General features: G+C 42.0%; 17 protein-coding genes. 8 read left to right on the top strand and 9 right to left on the bottom strand.

Features of this window, described 5'->3' with window-relative positions:
- Positions 1 to 41 precede the first annotated feature (41 nt).
- Entirely contained in the window at positions 42 to 782 is a 741-nt protein-coding gene (locus J502_RS03955; protein WP_005025496.1) for a HesA/MoeB/ThiF family protein, read from the bottom strand.
- 355 nt (positions 783 to 1,137) lie between these two features.
- On the opposite strand from J502_RS03955, the gene J502_RS03950 reads away from it, so the two are divergent.
- Positions 1,138 to 1,638, top strand: coding sequence for a pyridoxamine 5'-phosphate oxidase family protein (locus tag J502_RS03950; RefSeq protein ID WP_005014787.1), 501 nt, complete (start codon positions 1,138 to 1,140; stop codon positions 1,636 to 1,638).
- Positions 1,639 to 1,724: 86 nt separating this feature from the next.
- Here J502_RS03950 and J502_RS03945 read toward each other — a convergent pair whose 3' ends face one another.
- From J502_RS03945 to J502_RS03935, 3 genes are all read right to left on the bottom strand, one after another.
- Positions 1,725 to 3,377, bottom strand: a complete 1,653-nt coding sequence (locus tag J502_RS03945; protein WP_034683175.1) for an AMP-binding protein — start codon at positions 3,375 to 3,377, stop codon at positions 1,725 to 1,727.
- Positions 3,378 to 3,624: 247 nt separating this feature from the next.
- A complete protein-coding gene (locus J502_RS03940; RefSeq protein ID WP_034683172.1) occupies positions 3,625 to 4,761 on the bottom strand; it encodes an acyl-CoA dehydrogenase family protein in 1,137 nt (378 codons plus the stop codon).
- A gap of 17 nt (positions 4,762 to 4,778) precedes the next feature.
- Complete coding sequence (locus tag J502_RS03935) at positions 4,779 to 5,549, bottom strand: SDR family NAD(P)-dependent oxidoreductase (protein ID WP_005014791.1); 771 nt, start codon at positions 5,547 to 5,549, stop codon at positions 4,779 to 4,781.
- Positions 5,550 to 5,722: 173 nt separating this feature from the next.
- Between J502_RS03935 and J502_RS03930 the strand changes: the two genes are divergently transcribed.
- Positions 5,723 to 6,748, top strand: coding sequence for an AraC family transcriptional regulator (locus tag J502_RS03930; protein ID WP_005025487.1), 1,026 nt, complete (start codon positions 5,723 to 5,725; stop codon positions 6,746 to 6,748).
- 356 nt (positions 6,749 to 7,104) lie between these two features.
- Here the strand turns inward: J502_RS03930 and prmC are convergent, their stop codons facing one another.
- A complete protein-coding gene (gene prmC, locus J502_RS03925) occupies positions 7,105 to 7,929 on the bottom strand; it encodes a peptide chain release factor N(5)-glutamine methyltransferase (protein ID WP_005025484.1) in 825 nt (274 codons plus the stop codon).
- Positions 7,929 to 9,017: a peptide chain release factor 1 gene (prfA, locus tag J502_RS03920; RefSeq protein WP_005014798.1), complete on the bottom strand. Its 1,089-nt coding sequence runs from the start codon at positions 9,015 to 9,017 to the stop codon at positions 7,929 to 7,931. The genes prmC and prfA overlap by 1 nt, the downstream gene beginning before the upstream one ends.
- 364 nt (positions 9,018 to 9,381) lie before the next feature.
- On the opposite strand from prfA, the gene J502_RS03915 reads away from it, so the two are divergent.
- The 5 genes from J502_RS03915 (at position 9,382) to J502_RS03895 (ending at position 13,354) form a co-directional block, all read left to right on the top strand.
- Positions 9,382 to 9,816 (top strand): glycine zipper domain-containing protein, encoded by a 435-nt coding sequence (locus J502_RS03915; protein WP_005025482.1) that lies wholly within the window; start codon positions 9,382 to 9,384, stop codon positions 9,814 to 9,816.
- Between the two features lie 186 nt (positions 9,817 to 10,002).
- The gene (locus tag J502_RS03910; protein WP_034683171.1) at positions 10,003 to 10,503 is read left to right on the top strand and encodes a glycine zipper domain-containing protein; all 501 of its coding nucleotides are present in this window, start codon (positions 10,003 to 10,005) and stop codon (positions 10,501 to 10,503) included.
- Positions 10,504 to 10,636: 133 nt separating this feature from the next.
- Entirely contained in the window at positions 10,637 to 11,641 is a 1,005-nt protein-coding gene (locus J502_RS03905) for an LLM class flavin-dependent oxidoreductase (protein WP_034683170.1), read from the top strand.
- A 201-nt stretch (positions 11,642 to 11,842) separates the two neighbouring features.
- Positions 11,843 to 12,772 carry a hypothetical protein gene (locus tag J502_RS03900; protein WP_005014804.1) on the top strand — a complete coding sequence of 310 codons (930 nt, stop codon included), beginning with the start codon at positions 11,843 to 11,845 and terminating at the stop codon, positions 12,770 to 12,772.
- Between the two features lie 21 nt (positions 12,773 to 12,793).
- On the top strand, positions 12,794 to 13,354 hold the full coding sequence (locus J502_RS03895; RefSeq protein ID WP_005014805.1) for an NAD(P)/FAD-dependent oxidoreductase: 561 nt from the start codon (positions 12,794 to 12,796) through the stop codon (positions 13,352 to 13,354).
- Between the two features lie 57 nt (positions 13,355 to 13,411).
- Here the strand turns inward: J502_RS03895 and J502_RS03890 are convergent, their stop codons facing one another.
- Entirely contained in the window at positions 13,412 to 14,173 is a 762-nt protein-coding gene (locus J502_RS03890; protein WP_005014807.1) for a hypothetical protein, read from the bottom strand.
- Between the two features lie 92 nt (positions 14,174 to 14,265).
- The gene (gene ppsR, locus J502_RS03885) at positions 14,266 to 15,102 is read right to left on the bottom strand and encodes a posphoenolpyruvate synthetase regulatory kinase/phosphorylase PpsR (RefSeq protein ID WP_005014809.1); all 837 of its coding nucleotides are present in this window, start codon (positions 15,100 to 15,102) and stop codon (positions 14,266 to 14,268) included.
- A gap of 154 nt (positions 15,103 to 15,256) precedes the next feature.
- On the opposite strand from ppsR, the gene ppsA reads away from it, so the two are divergent.
- A complete protein-coding gene (ppsA, locus tag J502_RS03880; protein WP_005014811.1) occupies positions 15,257 to 17,635 on the top strand; it encodes a phosphoenolpyruvate synthase in 2,379 nt (792 codons plus the stop codon).
- 216 nt (positions 17,636 to 17,851) lie between these two features.
- Here ppsA and J502_RS03875 read toward each other — a convergent pair whose 3' ends face one another.
- Positions 17,852 to 18,109, bottom strand: coding sequence for a hypothetical protein (locus tag J502_RS03875; protein WP_005014813.1), 258 nt, complete (start codon positions 18,107 to 18,109; stop codon positions 17,852 to 17,854).
- Between the last annotated feature and the right edge of the window lie 144 nt (positions 18,110 to 18,253).

Below are 18,253 nucleotides of genomic sequence, written 5' to 3'. Positions count from 1 at the left end.
ATAAATACAAGAATAATGAGAGAGATTTTAACAAATGCACCCTAGTTTAAAGGGCTTTTTGCTCGACAGGCTGAACAATTTGTATCGTTTTCAAATTTAAGTATACGTTGTTTCATACTCAAACCATCCCAGAGTAAAAGTTTTTCTCGTAATGGTAAAAGATTTAAACCTAAATATAATAAAGCATGATGCGCTTGTAATGACGCCATCATTACCGGTGTAGTGGCCAAGACTCCCGAATCAGCACAGCGCAAACTTTCATCTGTATGCTGGCCTTTAGGAAAAATACATTCATAACAGGCAGAGTTACCTTCTACCATAAAAAGCTGGCCTTGAAAGCCAATGGCTGAAGCACTCAATAAAGGAACCTGTTGTATATAACACACTTGGTTTACCAGATAGCGAGTAGAGAAATTATCGCATCCGTCCAGAACCAAGTCCTGTCTGGCAATTAAATCAACTATATTTTCTGCATCAAGCCGTTGATTAACATGTTCTACCAGAATATAGGGATTGATCTCTTTTAAACGTTTCGCCAGTATTTCAGCCTTATAAAAACCGACATCTTGTGGCAAAAAAGCAGTCTGTCGCTGCAAATTACTGATTTCCACGGTGTCAGCATCAATTACGGTAATTTTACCTACGCCTGCCCGTGCCAGCAACTCGGCAGAGGTGCAACCGATCCCGCCTGCCCCAACAATCAGGACATTTGCCAGCTTGAGTTTTTCCTGCGCGTCAATATCCCAGCCATCGAGTAAAATCTGGCGGCTGTACAAGTGCATTTCATTATCACTCAGTTCCTGACAGTTATCTTGTTTTATCACCTTACATTTCCCTGACTGCTCTGCGGCGTGTGTAATTCTATCCTGAATCTTTCATAGTTTTAACTGCTGATTTTATAGTAAAGCTATAACAGCTCCCAGAATATAGATCGCTATGTTAACCATAATTTCCCCATCTAAAAGCTTCTCAGACTCTAGTTATGTACTTTCTGTTTATTGATGAGTTCTTTCATTGTTGAAATGTATAAGTTAAGTGAGACAACGACTTATTTTCCTAAAAATCGTTTTAATCTGAACAGGTTCTCAAGATTAAATCATTTAAATTAAAGAAAACCTTAACATTAGGAGAATCGTTATGACAGAACATGAAAATCGTGAAAAATTATGGGAACTTATTAAAGATGTACGTTTTGCAATGATCAGTCATCAGACTGAAACTCATGAAATTCATGCTCAGCCAATGACTATGCTGAACTCAGAACGTATGGATGAAGACCAGAATGTGTATTTTATTTTAAAAGATACCAATGATATTGTGCAGGCGGTTGAGGCAGGCCGTAATCAACTTGGATTGGCTTTTTCCAAACCCTCTGACGATATTTATGTATCCATCAGTGCACATGGAGAAATCAGTACAGATCGCGCTTTAATTGATAAGTTATGGAACCCATGGGCAGAAAACTGGTTTGATGGCAAGGATGACCCAAGTGTGCGTGTACTTGTTGCCAAGGCAGTTAGTGCAGAATACTGGAATGTCACTGACAATAAGGTTACACATCTTTTAAAAGTCTTAAAAGGTAACATTACCGGTAAGACAGAGGAGCCTGACTCTGAGCATAAGCGTCTTGACCTGTAACTATGTAGAGTATTGAGGATACAAAATTTAATCAGTCTCAATGTATAAAAAGCACCTGAATAGGTGCTTTTTTAATATCTTATGCCTTAACCCACTTTTCTATTTTCCATTTGAGAAATTTCTTGCTGTTTTAACAGGTTGCGCTGTATTTTACCACTCGATGTTTTTGATAGCTGACTTACAAATTCGATTTCTTTAGGATAAGCGTGTTTAGATAAACGCGAACGCACATAGGTTTGTAATTTATCTTTAAGTAGCTCAGAAGCCATATACTGATCTTTAAGTACCACGAACGCTTTCACAATTTCAGTGCGTTCAGGATCAGGTTTACCCACCACCGCAGATTCGAGTACCTCTTCGCACTCAAGCAGGGTACTTTCTACATCAAACGGACCTACCCGATATCCCGATGTAGTAATTACATCGTCAGCACGTCCAATAAAATCGATTCCACCCAATTCGTTTAGCCTGACTGTATCGCCTGTCAAATAATATTTTCCGACAAAGGCTTTACGGTTATGCCCGTCATACCCCTTAAACCAGAATAAGGGAGACTGCTCACAATCAAGTCCCAAAATTCCAATACCGCCCTCGCCCAGTTCCTGATGTTGCGAGTCCAATACTACAAAACGGTGCCCGGGTATGGCATAACCAGCAGAACCCACCTTTTTAGGATGTTCCAAAGCATGATGATTGGCAATTACCATGCCCAGTTCAGTTTGGCCGTATTGATCATAAATATTGACCCCCAAACTATCTTTAAACCAGTGAATGACTTCTGGTGTTAAAGGCTCACCAGCACTGCTGACCACACGTAGATGCTCACTGATTTTCTCGTCAAATTTGTGTTTGAATCCAAAAAACATGCGAAATGCAGTAGGCGATCCAGTCAGGTTACTGACCCGATACTTGCGAATGACTTCCAATGCATGATCTACCGTAAAACCTCGCTCATCCATAATAATACTATGACCTAGGCTTAATGGACCTGTAACACCATAATACAGTCCATAAGCCCAGCCCGGATCAGCAAGATTCCAGAATGAATCCTGTTCTTGCAAATCGACAGCATGCTGCATATAACCTTTGAACGCTACCATTGCTTTTAGCGGAACCGGCACAGACTTGGCCAGACCGGTTGTGCCTGAGGTAAACATCATCAGGAAATCATCTTCAAAGCTGCGCATAGTCACTGGACAGTTTTCAGGATACTGCTTGAGTATTTGCCAAAAATCTCTTTCATTCTCCAGATGAGGCACAGAGTATTCTTCAAGATTGACTGTAAGAATTGATGGAATACTAATTCCATTTAGTTTGGTTCGCTGTTCGTGATGAGTCACTACCAGACGGGTATTGGCTGTGGTTAATCTGTGCTCAATTGCTTTAGATTCAAATGCAGTAAATAGTGGCTGATAGACTGCCCCAATACGCCATGTGGCTAAAATTGTAATCAGTAATTCCACTGTTCTTGGCATTAGCCCTGCAACACAGTCTCCCGGCTGAATATTTAATGATTTGAAATAATTTGCCAATTGGCCTGACGCCTGAGCCAGCTGATCAAAACTGTACTCGGCCTGTTGGCCGTCTTTACCTTGCCAGTACAGGGCAATACGGTTAGAACCCGTATGACGCTCACAACACTCTACATAGGCGTTGACAGCTTCAGGCGTACCCACAAGTTGTTGCTGAATTACCTGTTGCAGATCAAAATCCTGATATGCCTGTTCTAGTGTCTTCATCCCGATGACCTCTTGTTCCTCTAAGGCCACAGATCACTTGTGATCCGCCATAGCCCTATTTTTATTGTTATGTCACTGCTTCAGTTTTTGAGACTTCAGCTTCCATATAAATTTGATTTACTTAAAATAAAGCTTGCAGGTTTTGGTGACAATTTCCAAAACTGTCAAATAAGCTGCCATATTCAGCCTATGACTCAAATTATCCAGGCTGATCATGATAGTTTTCAATCTAAAAATAGGTAGAGTTTCAGATTTTCGTGACTTCGCGTGCAATCACCAGTCTCTGAATATCTGATGCACCTTCATAAATCTGGCTAACCCGAACATCCCGATAGATACGCTCGACCGGAAAATCAGTTACATAGCCATAGCCCCCATGAATTTGTATAGAATCTGAACAGACCCGCTCTGCCATGGTAGAGGCAAACAGTTTTGCCATTGAGGCTTCTTTCAAACACGGCAGACCAGCATCTTTCAGACTAGCTGTATGAAAAACTAGCTGCCGAGCTGCTTCAATTTGTGTAGCCATATCTGCTAGACGAAAAGCCACTGCCTGATGCTGCACAATTTCTACACCAAAAGCCTTACGTTCATTCGCATACTGTACAGCAGCGTCTAAAGCAGCACGCGCCATTCCTACAGATTGCGCTGCAATTCCTATACGGCCTGCTTCCAGATTTGAAAGTGCAATCTTGTAACCTTCTCCTTCCTTACCCAGCAAATTTTTCGCAGGAATGCGGCAGTTTTCAAAAATAATTGTGGCCGTATCTGAGGCATGCTGTCCCATTTTATCTTCAATATTTGCGACCACATAACCAGGTGTATGAGTCGGTACTAAAAAGCACGAGATACCTTTTTTGCCTGAGGTTTTATCTGTAATTGCAAAAACCAGCGCAACCTGTGCATGTTTACCTGACGTAATAAACTGCTTGGTACCATTAATGACCCATTCATCACCGTCACGTTCAGCACGGCAACTGATAGCACTTGCATCTGAACCAACATGCGGTTCAGTCAGACAAAAACAGCCCAGCCATTCACCTGAAGCAAAGCGGGTCAGATACTCCTGCTTTTGTACCTCAGTGCCATATGCATAGGTAATACCACAAGGCAGTGAATTTTGTACGCTAATGATGGTTGAAATTGCACCATCCCCTGCCGCTATTTCCTCTAGAGCAAGCACCAGTGAAATATAGTCAAGTCCAGCTCCACCCCATTCAACCGGTATCGCCATACCAAAAGCACCCAGCTCAGCCAGCTCTTTAAGTTCCTGAGCAGGAAATTCATGCGTTTTATCACGGTGGGCAGCAGTGGGTTTCAGTTTTTGCTGTGAATAATCACGAAGCATGTCCTGAACCATACGTTGCTCGGCAGTTAAAATCATCAGCTTACTTCCTTGTATTATTTGGCAGCCATACGGATTGCACCGTCCAGACGAATTACTTCCCCATTCAAATAGGTATTTTCAACAATATGAGCAACCAGTTTGGCAAACTCTGCGGGTTTAGCTAATCGTGGTGGAAACGGTACCATTTGTCCTAATGCTTCCTGCACCTTCTCTGGCAGGCCTTGTAACATTGGAGTCTCCATGATACCTGGCGCAATAGTCATGACCCGAATAGCGTGTTGTGCCAATTCACGGGCCAGCGGTAAGGTCATGGCCACTACAGCACCTTTAGAGGCCGAATATGCAGCCTGCCCGATCTGTCCTTCAAATGCCGCTACAGATGCCGTATTAATGATAATACCGCGCTCTTCCTCCCCTTCTTCAATAGAGTTTCTGGACATTAACTCAGCTGCAAAGCGCAGCATGTTAAAACTACCAGTTACATTGATGTCCAGAGCACGTTGAAATAGAGCGAGCTCATGTAGCCCATTTTTCCCCAGTATTTTGGCTGAAGGTGCAATCCCGGCACAGTTGATTAAGCCGTGCAATGCACCAAACTGTTGTGAGATATTGATAAAAAGCTGCTGGACAGTGGACTCATCTGTGACATCGAGTTTTACAAACTGGGCTTTTGGTCCCAGTTCCTGAACCATCTGCTCACCGGCATCCTGATTCATGTCGACCAGAATTACTTGCGCTCCCTGTCCGGTCAATTGTCGTGCTGAGGCAGCACCCAAGCCTGAAGCACCACCCGTAATAACAAATACTTTTCCCTGAGTTTTCATATTTTTCGATCCGGCTGTCGATACTTTTCAAATAAAACGTTTAGTTAAATGCAGGGTAATGGCTCTCTATTTACAGTACAATTTCCAAATTGTGCAATTGGGATGCCAGTTTTGGGCAATCTGGCCAGCTGCTCTACAAACAATTATTCATGATGAGATCAAGTGAAAATATAATGGACCGGACAGATTTAGAAGAAAGCAAAGGAACAATATCCGTCAGTCTGGTTCATGAAGCCTTGATGGTGGCCTATAGCCGTGGACTTGATACCCGGCTCATTCTGCAAAAAGCAGAAATAGCACCTGAAATTCTGCACTCAGCCAAAGCACGTATTCCGGTTTCAGCATATGCCTGTCTCTGGACTGAACTGGCTGATCACATGAATGATGAGTTCTTCGGGATGGATAGCCATCCCATGCGTCGTGGTAGTTACCAGTTACTCAGTAAAATGCTGCTACAGGCAGAGACACTTGAAAAAGCAGTTCAGGATATGCTGAAGTTTCTGAACTTTATACTGGATGATTTACAGGCTGAGCTTCAGCTTGAACAAGATAAAGCTTTTCTGGTGCTGCATGATCAAGGTCCAGTCAAACGGATGTTCAGTTACGCGACTTATCTGATGCTGGTACATGGCTTAATATGCTGGTTGAGTGGCCAGCGTGTGATATTGGATAAAATTGAACTGCGGTGCATGCAGCCTCTAGATGATCAGGATTATCGGGTTCGGTTCTGTGAAAAAATCTACTATGGCGCTTCTCAAAACCGGATTGAGTTTAGCCGGCATTATCTTGAAATAAAAATTAAGAAAGATAAAAATGCCTGGTACGATTTTTTAAAGCATACTCCCCAGAATCTTCTGGTTCGTTATAAAAATCCTGATTCCTTAAGCTTTAGTATTCGTAAATACTTAAGTAAGCTTATACCAGCAGAGTGGCCGGAACTTACCGACATTGCTGCTCGCTTTAATCTGTCAGAAACCACTATGCATCGACGTTTAAAATATGAAGGTGTAAGCTATCAGCAGCTAAAAAATGATATCCGTCGTGATATAGCCATTGAATATCTGACCCATACTGATCTTTCATTACAAGATATTAGTGAACAACTCGACTTTCATGATGCCAGTGCTTTTCACCGTGCCTTCAAGAAGTGGACAGGGGTCAGTCCGGGTACTTATCGGCAGAATCGGAGCAAGCTCTAACTTGCACTTTAAAGAGAATGACCATAAAAACAGTCTGTGGTCAGCGAAGAAATTTCTTTTATAGCTAGCGGGATAACTTTAATTATCTATTAATTATATAAATCTCTTTTAGTTTCTGTCATCTACTTAAAACAGCTTTAAATAGTTAAAATAGAATGGCAATACTTTTTATCGGCTGAGAGATGGCGTTAAATATTGTTTCCCGCTACTGTAATTTTCGTAATTATCCTGCTCAGGATACCGGAAAAACAACAGGCCACTTGATGAAATTTATAGAAAGCTAAGGCTTAGGTTAGCAAAATTATGACCAGTAAATAAAAGGCTCCTAATGAAGCCCCGATATAAATAAGTTTCGATCAGATTAGCTGACCCAATGTAACTCGATCATTGCCACTATAGTCTTTTACAGTACGAACCGACTCAAACCCTTTATTCTCAAAGAAAGAGCGTACGGCTTTTGCTTGTTCATACCCATGCTCCAGTACAATCCAGCCTTCTGGTCTTAACCAGCTTTTACCCTGCTCAATAATCGTCTCCAAATCAGCCAGACCTTGCTTAAGCGCAACGAGAGCCCGTACCGGCTCTGTGGCCAGATCTTTCATATGCCGATCTTCTGCATCGATATAGGGTGGGTTGGATACGATTAAATCAAATATAGGCTCAGGTAACTGGTTCAATGCTGCAAACCAGGCTCCACAAGCAAACTCTACCTGCTGTAAACCATGTTTGTCTGCATTTTCACGGGCAACTGTAAGGGTGGGCATATAAACATCAGTAGCCAGAACCGACCAGTGAGGTTTTTCTGAGGCTAGCGCCAGAGCGATGGCACCTGTACCTGTGCCTAAATCCACCATCTTGGTTTCTTCAGGCAAGTCCAGCGTCAAAACAGTTTCGACCAGTACTTCAGTATCTGGCCGTGGTACCAGTGTATCTCGGGTCACTTTCAGATCAAGTGTCCAGAATGGCTGTGAACCAAGAATATATGCGAGAGGTTCGCCGGCTTCCAGTCGAGCCAATGCAGCCAGATAAGCATGCTGCTGCTCGGCCGTCAGCTCTTTATCCTGACGGAACCTGAACTCAAACATTTTTATATTTAGAATATGTTCAAGTAGCCAGATATTTTCCTGACGTTCATAGCTGTCTGGTATGCCCCGAATTGTCAAGGCCTCACTAAGTTTCATTAGCCGCCATTTTCCTGTGCCAGCATTGCCAGCTGATCAGCCTGATATTCACGATGCAAGCTATCTAAAAGCTCATTTAGATCACCTTCCATAATGGCATCTAGCTTATACAATGTGAGATTAATACGATGATCAGTCATCCGTCCCTGCGGATAGTTATAGGTACGAATACGTTCAGAGCGGTCGCCCGAACCCACCAGATCACGGCGCATTTCAGAAGTGGCAGATTCTTGTGCAGCACGTTTAGCATTCTCTAAACGTGAAACCAGAAGTGACATCGCTTTGGCTTTATTCTTGTGCTGCGAACGCTCTTCCTGACATTCAACTACTGTGCCGGTAGGAATATGGGTAATACGTACAGCTGAGTCCGTTTTATTAATGTGCTGACCGCCGGCACCTGATGCACGATAAGTATCAATACGTAAATCAGCCGGATTGATGTCTACTGTGGTATCCACATCTACTTCAGGAAGTATCGCTACAGTACATGCTGAAGTGTGTACCCGCCCCTGGGATTCTGTGGCTGGGACACGCTGTACTCGATGTGCACCGCTTTCAAATTTCATGCGGCCATAAACACCATCACCATCGACACGACAGATTATTTCTTTATAACCGCCATGTTCGCCTTCATTCTCAGAGAGAATTTCGAGCCGCCATCCACATGATTCCGCATATTTACTATACATACGGAACAGATCACCAGAGAAAATTGCCGCCTCATCACCGCCTGTTCCAGCACGAATTTCCAGATATGCGGCATTGGCATCATTTGGGTCTTTTGGAATCATCAGAATATTAAGCTGACTTTCAAGTGACTCTATCAGGGCCCGGTTCTCTCTAATTTCTTCCTGAGCCATTTCTTTAAAGTCAGGGTCAGAAAGCATGGCTTCAGCTGTTTCAATATCTGCTTCAGCTTGACGATATTTGGCCCAAACTTCGGTAATTTCAGTTAGATCACTATGTTCCCGGGACAGCTTGCGAAAGCGTTTATTATCAGAAATAACTTCAGCATCTGCCAGCAGTGCGGTCAGCTCTTCATAACGGTCAGATAACTGATCAAGGCGTAAACGTAGCGATTCTTTCATCTTTTAATATGTCTCAAGTCAAACAGCATTCGACTGTTAAAAGCGATCAAACAGTCTGCCATATCAGAAAATTGCGCATAGTGTACCGATTCTGACTTTTAAAAGACATCATTATTGGCAGGTAACACTTTGCCTCTATAAATTTTTTAGAGATATGGAGGCTAATCTTCAGAATTCATCCATATTTGCTTTAAAAATCTAGTTATTTGCCGTGATTTTAGACGTTTTTAATAGAAAGCATACAAAGCTGAAACCAAACACTATAAATACAGAGACAGCTCTCCATATTTAGTACGAATCGTTTTGTTACATTTCTCACAACGAAAGCATAAGCCTCAAAAGTTCTGAGCACATGGAGAACAAAATGAAATTAAATACAGTTTTATTAAGTGCAGCCTTAGCAACTACATCAATGATGACTGTAAATGCATATGCAGACAACACCACTCGTGTTGCAGCAGCAAGTGCGCTCGGAAGTGTAGCAGGCACAGCATTAGGTAGAAATATGGGTGGTAACACTGGTGCAATGATTGGTTCGGCACTAGGTGGTGCAGGTGGTGCAGCTGTAGCGAGTAATAAACGTAACCGTACTGAATCTGCGATTGGTGGTGGTGTAGGTGGTGTAGGTGGTTATGCCCTGGGTAAACAAATGGGTGGTTCAACTGGTGGCCTGATCGGTTCCGCACTGGGAGCAGCCGGAGGTGCAGCTTTAGGCAATAAAATCGCTAAAGATAAAGACGATGACCGCCGTTATTATAACTCCCGTCAATGGAATAAAAAATACCGTCGTCACCGTTAATAATAGCAGTCAAGATTCAAGCACCTTCGGGTGCTTTTTTAATGCATAAGACGGGTATGCACAATTACGGATAAATTAAGGATAAGCAAAATACAATTTCATAACGTTATCTTCATGCTGAGTCAGGTTTACGCTATTAATTTTGATCTATAGAAACCAGATTCAGATATATTTACAGGTGTACTCATGAACTATAAAACTCTAATGATTGCTGTTGTAGCCACCTCAGCCATGGGTATGACAGCAGCTAATGCAGGTAATTCAACCAATACTGCAATTACATCCGCTTTAGGCGGTGTAGTAGGTGCCGCAATTGGGCAGCACATGGGTGGACAAACAGGAGCAATGATTGGCTCAGCTGTAGGTGGCGGTGCAGGTGCTGCGGTTTCCAGTAATAAGCGCGACCGTAATGGCGCAATTATTGGAGGTGCCCTGGGTGCCGGAGCAGGTTATAGCGTTGGGAAGAATATGGGCGGTACAAATGGTGGTTATATTGGTGCGGCGCTAGGTTCTGCCGGCGGCTCAGTATTAGGCCAGCGTGTAAGTGAAGACCGTCGCTATGATGACCGGGATGAACGCCGTTATAACTCAAATCGTTACCGTTACAATGATTACCGCTACAACAACAACCGCTATACTGATAATGGCCGTCATTTAGGTCATTATAAAAATGGTAAACGTTACTAATTAATTTCCCAGTTATCTCTTTAAGCATCTTCGGATGCTTTTTTTATTTTTGTATTTATATCGTTTTTTGTCGATATACAAAACCTGTTTAACGTCGTATGCTTTTCAGTAATTGTCTTAATCTGGAATCATCATGCCTAATCTTGCCAACACTCGATTTTCTATTCTGGAATTGGTTCCTGTCCGTGATGACAAGACCGTTCGCTTCTCCCTCGAACATTCTCTTGAATTAGCCCAACATGCTGAAAAGCTAGGCTATGAGCGTTTATGGTTGGCTGAACATCATAATATGGACGGGATTGCCAGTTCGGCAACTGCTGTTCTGCTCGGATATATCTTGGCCAATACAGAGCATTTACGCGTCGGTTCAGGTGGAATTATGTTACCTAACCATGCACCACTGGTCGTTGCTGAACAGTTTGGTACTCTAGCGACCTTATATCCGGATCGGGTTGAATTGGGTCTGGGCCGTGCTCCAGGCACAGATCAGGTAACTATGCGTGCTCTACGTCGTGGTCGGCAGGAAACTGAAGACCAGTTTCCACAGGATGTACAGGAAATCCTGCACTACTTTAAAGAACCTCAACCCGGACAAAGAATTGTGGCAACACCAGGACAGGGAACGCATGTACCTGTGTGGCTATTAGGTTCTAGCCTGTTCAGTGCACAGCTGGCAGCAAGGCTCGGGCTACCCTACTCTTTTGCTTCTCATTTTGCACCGCGTATGCTTGGTCAGGCCATTCAGCTTTATAGAGAAAATTTTGAACCCTCCGAGTATCTTGAAAAACCTTATGTTTCTATGGGCGTACCGGTCGTCGTTGCACCTACAGATGAAGAAGCAAACTATCTGGCTACCAGTGCCTATCAGCGTGTTCTAGGGCTTATTCGTGGTCAGAGCCTAAAACTTAAACCACCTGTAGAAAGTATGGATGGCTTGTGGACACCAGCTGAACAGCTCTCTGTACGTAACTTTTATGCAATGGGCCAGATTGGCTCCCCTGCTACTGTTAAAGCCGGCTTAGAACAGTTGCTGCATGATTATGAAGTTGATGAGTTTATTTTTACCTGTGATATTTATGAGACTCAAAAACGGCTTGAAACGTTTAGCTTACTGATGGATCTTAAGCATTCTGTCTAATGAGATTCTATTTAAAGATAAGGCTTGTCCTAAAATGACAAGCCTTTCTTTTATTATCAATAATTTAGTTAAAAAATTATTCAACAATCAATACCTTACTTCACTGACTTTTTTGTCCACCAAATTTAAGCATTTCTGCCTACTCTTTTAGTGTTACAGCTTCCTACACTATTAAAAAATAGAAAATACAGGAAGACAGCTATGGCCACTATCGATCTGGAAAAAATGCTGCAAAAGGTCAAAAGTACTCAGTGGTGTTTATCCGATATTGACTGGAATGCGCCAGGTCGGGAAAAAATTACCGCAGAACAATGGCCAAAACTAAAAGACTTTATGGCTGATCTGATGTGGATCGAGCATGTGGGTGCACGGGCATTTTCAGCCATGTCAAAAAAAGCACCTAATGCAACCTTGCGTGAAATGTATGCCATTTTCCATGCTGAAGAACAGCGCCATGCGAATGCAGAAATGGCACTGATGAAACGCTGGGGAATGCTTGAGAACGATATCCCCAAACCCAACAAGAATTTGCGCCTGATTATTGAATGGCTCGATACCTATGCCGATGATATGCCCTTTTATATTCTTGGTGCAGTTATCCCAATGCTTGAAGTCGCTCTGGATGGTGCATTGTGTAAATTTTTACTTGATACGGTAGATGATCCGGTCTGTCATCAGGCATTTGAGCTGATTAATGCGGATGAAGCACGGCATCTAGGTGTAGGTTTCAGTGTCATGGAGCAGCAGGGAATGCATAAAAATCTGATTCAGCTAGGCCAGATGGCAGCTCGCATCGTTGATCCACGTTTAGTACTGGGCATTTTAGCCTACTTACCCCTGATCAATAAAATGCGTGACAATATTGTTAAACTGGGCTTACCTGAAGATAACCTGTATCAGGCAATGAATAAATTCACTCGAATCGGCGGACGTACACAACAAGGACGACGTAATCCATGGTTCCAAATTATTAACTGGCATGCTAAAAATGTCATTAACCGAGACAGGAAATTTTTTCATATTCCCGTTGATGCAATGGTGAGTATGACTGACAAGCTTCCAGAAAAGGCTTTACCTCGGATTCCTTCTTGGATATATGAATTAACTTCAGAACCAAAAGCTGCATCCTAACAATAAAAATTGAGGCATAAAATGAATACTAAATCCAAGGACCCGCATAAACCGGTTATTTTTCAGAATACTGCCAGGGACTTTGAGAATTTCCGTGGCCAGCTTATTCCATCAGAGCATATTGACCAGTATGATTTAAGCGATTTGAAAGTTGCAATTATTGGTGCCGATCAGGCTACTGTTAGCAAGCTGGAAAATATCTGTCAAAAAGCACAGTTTGTTAAAGTTTTCCAGATTACTCCCCATTTTATCTTGCCTAAGACCCAGAGTCATATTCACAAACTGATTTCTCATCCGTTAATTATCAAAAATCGCCGCTTATTTAATAATCGTATTAAAAGTCTGCTGGCTATCCGCCATCTTGAGGCCCAAGTTAAAGAAACGTGGTTAAGACGCCAATTGACACCAAATACAGGTGCAGAAAATAAAAAGTTTTTTAAATCGGATAATTACTACATAGCCCTGCAACGCGATAACTGTAAACTGATCACCTGGCCTGTGGTCAGAATTAATGCCGATTCCATACAGAGTATGGAAGGTGTCGAACATCTAATAGACGTAATTATTACCACTTATGTTTAAAATCAAAATAAATAAAAAAAGAGGCAATCAAAGCCTCTTTTTTTACCCAAAAGATTTTTACTGCACTGTACCCTGATAATGGTAAGCCGTTGCAGCCTTAACATAGCGCAAATATTGTGAAGTCAATTTCCCGGATGCCTGAATGACACGGATATCAATATACTTCAGGTCTTTTGATACCCGAATAAATTGCTGCGGTAGCTGTTGGTAATCTTCAAATGCTGGCTGATTTTCAGGGAAATTCGCACGATCATATTCGACGGTAATTTCACTTAACTTTTTAGTTTTTGTCTCGAAGATCTGTACAGGGCGAAGTTTTTGCCGAGAAAGTTGCAACGCCTGAATACTATAAGCACCTTCACGACTGCTTCCAATGACGATATCATGCACTAAATAGACAGTCATATTTTTAAAGTTTGTTTGATAGACATTCTGAACCAGGCTGGCAGTTGGTACTTGCTGGGTCATAATACGCTTTCCTGAATTGATCTGTACCCAAGTCTCAAATTCACGCATGGTGCCACCCGATGAAATATCAAAACTATAAAATTTTAATTTTTTGTCAGGACTATAATTAATAGACAATTTACCTGCATCAACCAGCTGTTTAAACGAATAATTAAAGCTTGCAGGATTGCTGAGCAACTGTTTCTGTATAGCTTCGGCTATTTGCTGATTATACTGATCTGCATCTATACGGCTATTTATCTCAGTTTGCTGATACTGCTTGAGCAATCCACTTTCAAATTGACTCAGAGTTTGTGCGTAACTTGAAAAAGAAAGGCTCAGTAAACTTGCGAGTAAAATTTTCTTTAACATTGCTGCTCACTTTAATGATTTACATTTTAACAAGCTAAAAGTCTTTATACAAAATAGCAGTATGAGTTCTGTCATACTGCTGTGTAACACATTTATCCAATACGGCGTTTAAGTCCAGTCATCTGTAAAATACGGGTAGAAATTTCTTCAATCGACATTTCTGAGACATTCAGGTATTTAATTCCTTCAGAAATATAAATTCCCTCTACCGCACGTAATTCCATCTGGCACTGGCTAAAACTTGCATAGCGGCTATTAGCCTTACGTTCAGTACGAATGGCAACTAACCGCTCTGCATCAATCATCAATCCAAATAATTTATGCTTATGTGCTTTAAGTACTGCTGGTAAGCGGTTATCGTCCAGATCTTCTTCAGTCAATGGATAGTTTGCTACCCTGATACCAAACTGGAGCGACAGGTAAATTGAAGTAGGTGTTTTCCCTGAACGGGAAACTCCAATTAAAATAAGATCAGCTTTATCATAATGACGGGTACGTGCTCCATCATCATTATCTAAGGCAAAATGTACTGCATCAATACGCGCTTTATAAGATTCAGAATCTGTTACAGCGTGCGTTTGCCCGACCAAAGTCGTTGGAGGTGTGCCAAGTACATCGGAAAGCTTACTGATAAGGCCCTCAAATACGTCCAGATTTACTGCATTAGCCGTATTAATAATATCACGTACGTTAGGGTCAACTAGCGTATCAAATACCAAAGGCTGCTCGCCTTCCCGATCTGCACGGGTATTAATTTCTTCGACGACTTTAGTTGCAGCTTCTTCAGTAGTGATATAAGGGATGATGTGTATATCAAAATCAACATGCGGAAACTGGGCTAATAAGGAGTGACCTAAGGTTTCAGCGGTGATCGCAGTGCCATCAGAAATAAAAAACACACTCCGCTTAATTTGTTTACCTTCTGTCATTAAAATTCTCCTCAAACATTTGTCTTAGTACTATATAATCTTTATAGTAAACCGATCTTACATGACTGTCGCTTAGTAAAATCAAAAACCTAAGCGCTTTAAGATAATTTCATGCCAAGATAGTGATTAATACAGCAAAAGTGGAGTAACAACTTTGGAAGCGCGCGTAATCGGTCTGGAAAAACTAGGGAAACACGACGTTGAACTCGTGGGTGGGAAAAACTCATCTTTGGGTGAAATGATCAGCCATTTATCCAATGCTGGTGTATCGGTACCTGGTGGTTTTGCTACAACTGCTGCTGCCTATCGTGAATTTCTCGAACAGAGCGGCCTGAACGCCAAGATTCAAGCTGAACTTGCTCAATTAAATGTTGATGATGTTAATGCGCTGGCCGAAACCGGAGCTAAAATTCGTCAATGGATTGTTGACACTCCACTTACTGCAGAATTAGAAAAAGAAGTTCGTGAAGCTTTTGCAGCTCTCTCAAACGGCAACCCTGATATCGCGGTTGCCGTTCGTTCTTCTGCGACTGCCGAAGATTTACCAGATGCATCATTTGCAGGCCAGCAGGAAACCTTCCTGAATATTCGTGGTATTGACAATGTGCTGATTGCTATCAAGGAAGTTTTTGCTTCTCTCTTTAATGATCGCGCCATTGCTTATCGTGTGCACCAAGGTTTTGAACACAGCTTAGTTGCGCTCTCTGCTGGTATTCAACGTATGGTTCGCTCAGAGACAGGTGCTGCAGGTGTAATGTTTACACTTGATACCGAATCTGGTTTCCGTGATGTTGTATTTATCACTGCTTCTTATGGATTAGGCGAAATGGTTGTTCAGGGTGCAGTAAACCCTGATGAATTTTATCTGTCTAAACCTTTATTAACAGGCGGCAAGCATGCGGTCTTACGTCGCAACCTTGGCTCCAAGCACCAGAAAATGATTTATGGTGATGAAGGTTCTGCCGGTAACTCAGTAGTTGTGGTCGATGTTGAAAAACAGGAACGCCAGCAGTTTGCACTGAATGATCATGAATTACATGAACTGGCTAAACAGGCCCTTATCATTGAAGAGCATTATGGCTCACCAATGGATATTGAATGGGCAAAAGATGGCGATGATGGCCAGCTTTATATTGTTCAGGCACGTCCTGAAACCGTGAAAAGCCGTCAAGATGTGGGCACAATGGAACGTTATCTGCTAAAACAGCGTGGTAGCGTGATCTGTGAAGGCCGCTCTATTGGCCAGCGTATCGGTTCAGGTAAAGTTCGTATTGTAACTTCCATAAAAGAAATGGACAAAGTACAAGAAGGCGATGTTCTGGTATCAGATATGACTGATCCTGACTGGGAACCAGTCATGAAACGTGCTGCTGCCATTATTACCAACCGTGGTGGGCGTACCTGTCACGCAGCAATTATTGCACGTGAACTTGGTGTTCCTGCCATTGTAGGTTGCGGCAATGCGACTGAAGTACTGGCAGATGGTCAGGAAGTTACCGTCTCATGTGCTGAAGGTGATACTGGCTTCATTTATGAAGGTGCACTCGACTTTGAAGTTCAGCGCAACTCAATCGAATCTATGCCGAAGCTTCCATTCAAGATTATGATGAATGTGGGTAACCCAGACCGTGCCTTTGATTTTGCACAAATGCCAAATGAAGGAATTGGTCTTGCTCGCCTAGAGTTTATCATTAACCGCATGATTGGTGTGCACCCTAAAGCCCTGCTTAATATCGACAGCCTGCCACGTGAAACCCGCGCAGCAGTTATGGCACGCACAGCAGGCTATTCTTCTCCAGTTGAATTCTATATAGAAAAACTGGTCGAAGGAATTGCAACACTTGCAGCTGCATTTGCAGACAAGCCTGTTATTGTCCGTATGTCCGACTTCAAGTCAAATGAATATGCCAACCTGATTGGTGGCAAATTATATGAACCGGAAGAAGAAAACCCGATGCTGGGCTTCCGTGGTGCAAGCCGCTATGTTTCTGACAACTTCCGTGACTGTTTTGAGCTGGAATGCCGTGCACTTAAGAAAGCACGTGATGAAATGGGTCTGACTAACATCCAGATCATGATTCCATTTGTACGCACTGTTACTGAAGCAAAACGTGTTATTGAACTACTAGCTCAGAATGGACTTAAACGTGGTGAGAATGGCCTTAAAGTAATCATGATGTGTGAATTACCAACCAATGCACTTTTGGCTGAGCAGTTCCTTGAACATTTTGATGGCTTCTCTATCGGTTCTAATGATTTAACGCAGCTTACTCTTGGTCTGGACCGTGACTCTGGTATTGTTTCCCACCTGTTTGATGAACGTGACCCAGCAGTTAAAGCCCTATTGTCTATGGCTATTCATGCTTGTCGTAAAGCAGGCAAATATGTAGGGATTTGTGGACAGGGCCCTTCCGACCATCCAGATCTGGCGAAATGGTTAATGGAACAGGGTATCGAGTCGGTTTCACTTAATCCGGACTCTGTTTTGGATACCTGGTTCTTCCTTGCTGAAGAAAAAATTAAACAGTCTTAAATATATGTAATAAAAAAGGCCCAACAGGGCCTTTTTTATTACAATTAGCACCAGTTTAAGCAGTCTTATTAAAAGTAAATAAATAATTTAGATAGGTAGAAATTGGTTAGTTTCACTGGACGCAACTTTATAGGGACAGACAATCAAACTGTGATGATATTTTAAAATTACTTTAATGAAAGTTATGAATTTCTACGGTTATTTATAATTTTTAATCTAATAGCTTAACGTCACAAGAAGCCCGATGATGATGAAAAAAGCCCAGATTAAAATGATCATTTTCTTTTGGAACTTTACTACTTCATTCTCTTCAGCTTTAAGTTCGTCCTCGAATTTTTTAGATTTTTCATACAGTTCATTGAGCGAAAAACTTTCTTGGCTACCCGGCAGGATGTTCAAATTAGTCTTAGTTACGCCCTTATAAGACTCTGTCAGGTGAAGGCTTAGTGGCTGTTCTGTATGAATTCTTTCCATAATTTTCACTATATTAAAAGTTTAGATCAAATAAAAGTGACTACTTAATCATGTTCTTTCTTTAAAAATTAAAATTTAAACCCACTCATTCAACTTTCAAAAAAAATACCCATACATTGAGTATGGGCAATAAACTTAAAAGTT

The sequence above is a fragment of the Acinetobacter sp. 1294596 genome, from assembly GCF_000582925.1.
GTDB lineage: Bacteria > Pseudomonadota > Gammaproteobacteria > Pseudomonadales > Moraxellaceae > Acinetobacter > Acinetobacter radioresistens.
Note: the sequence above shows the minus strand (reverse complement) of the source record. Positions and strands in the feature narration are given on the sequence as shown.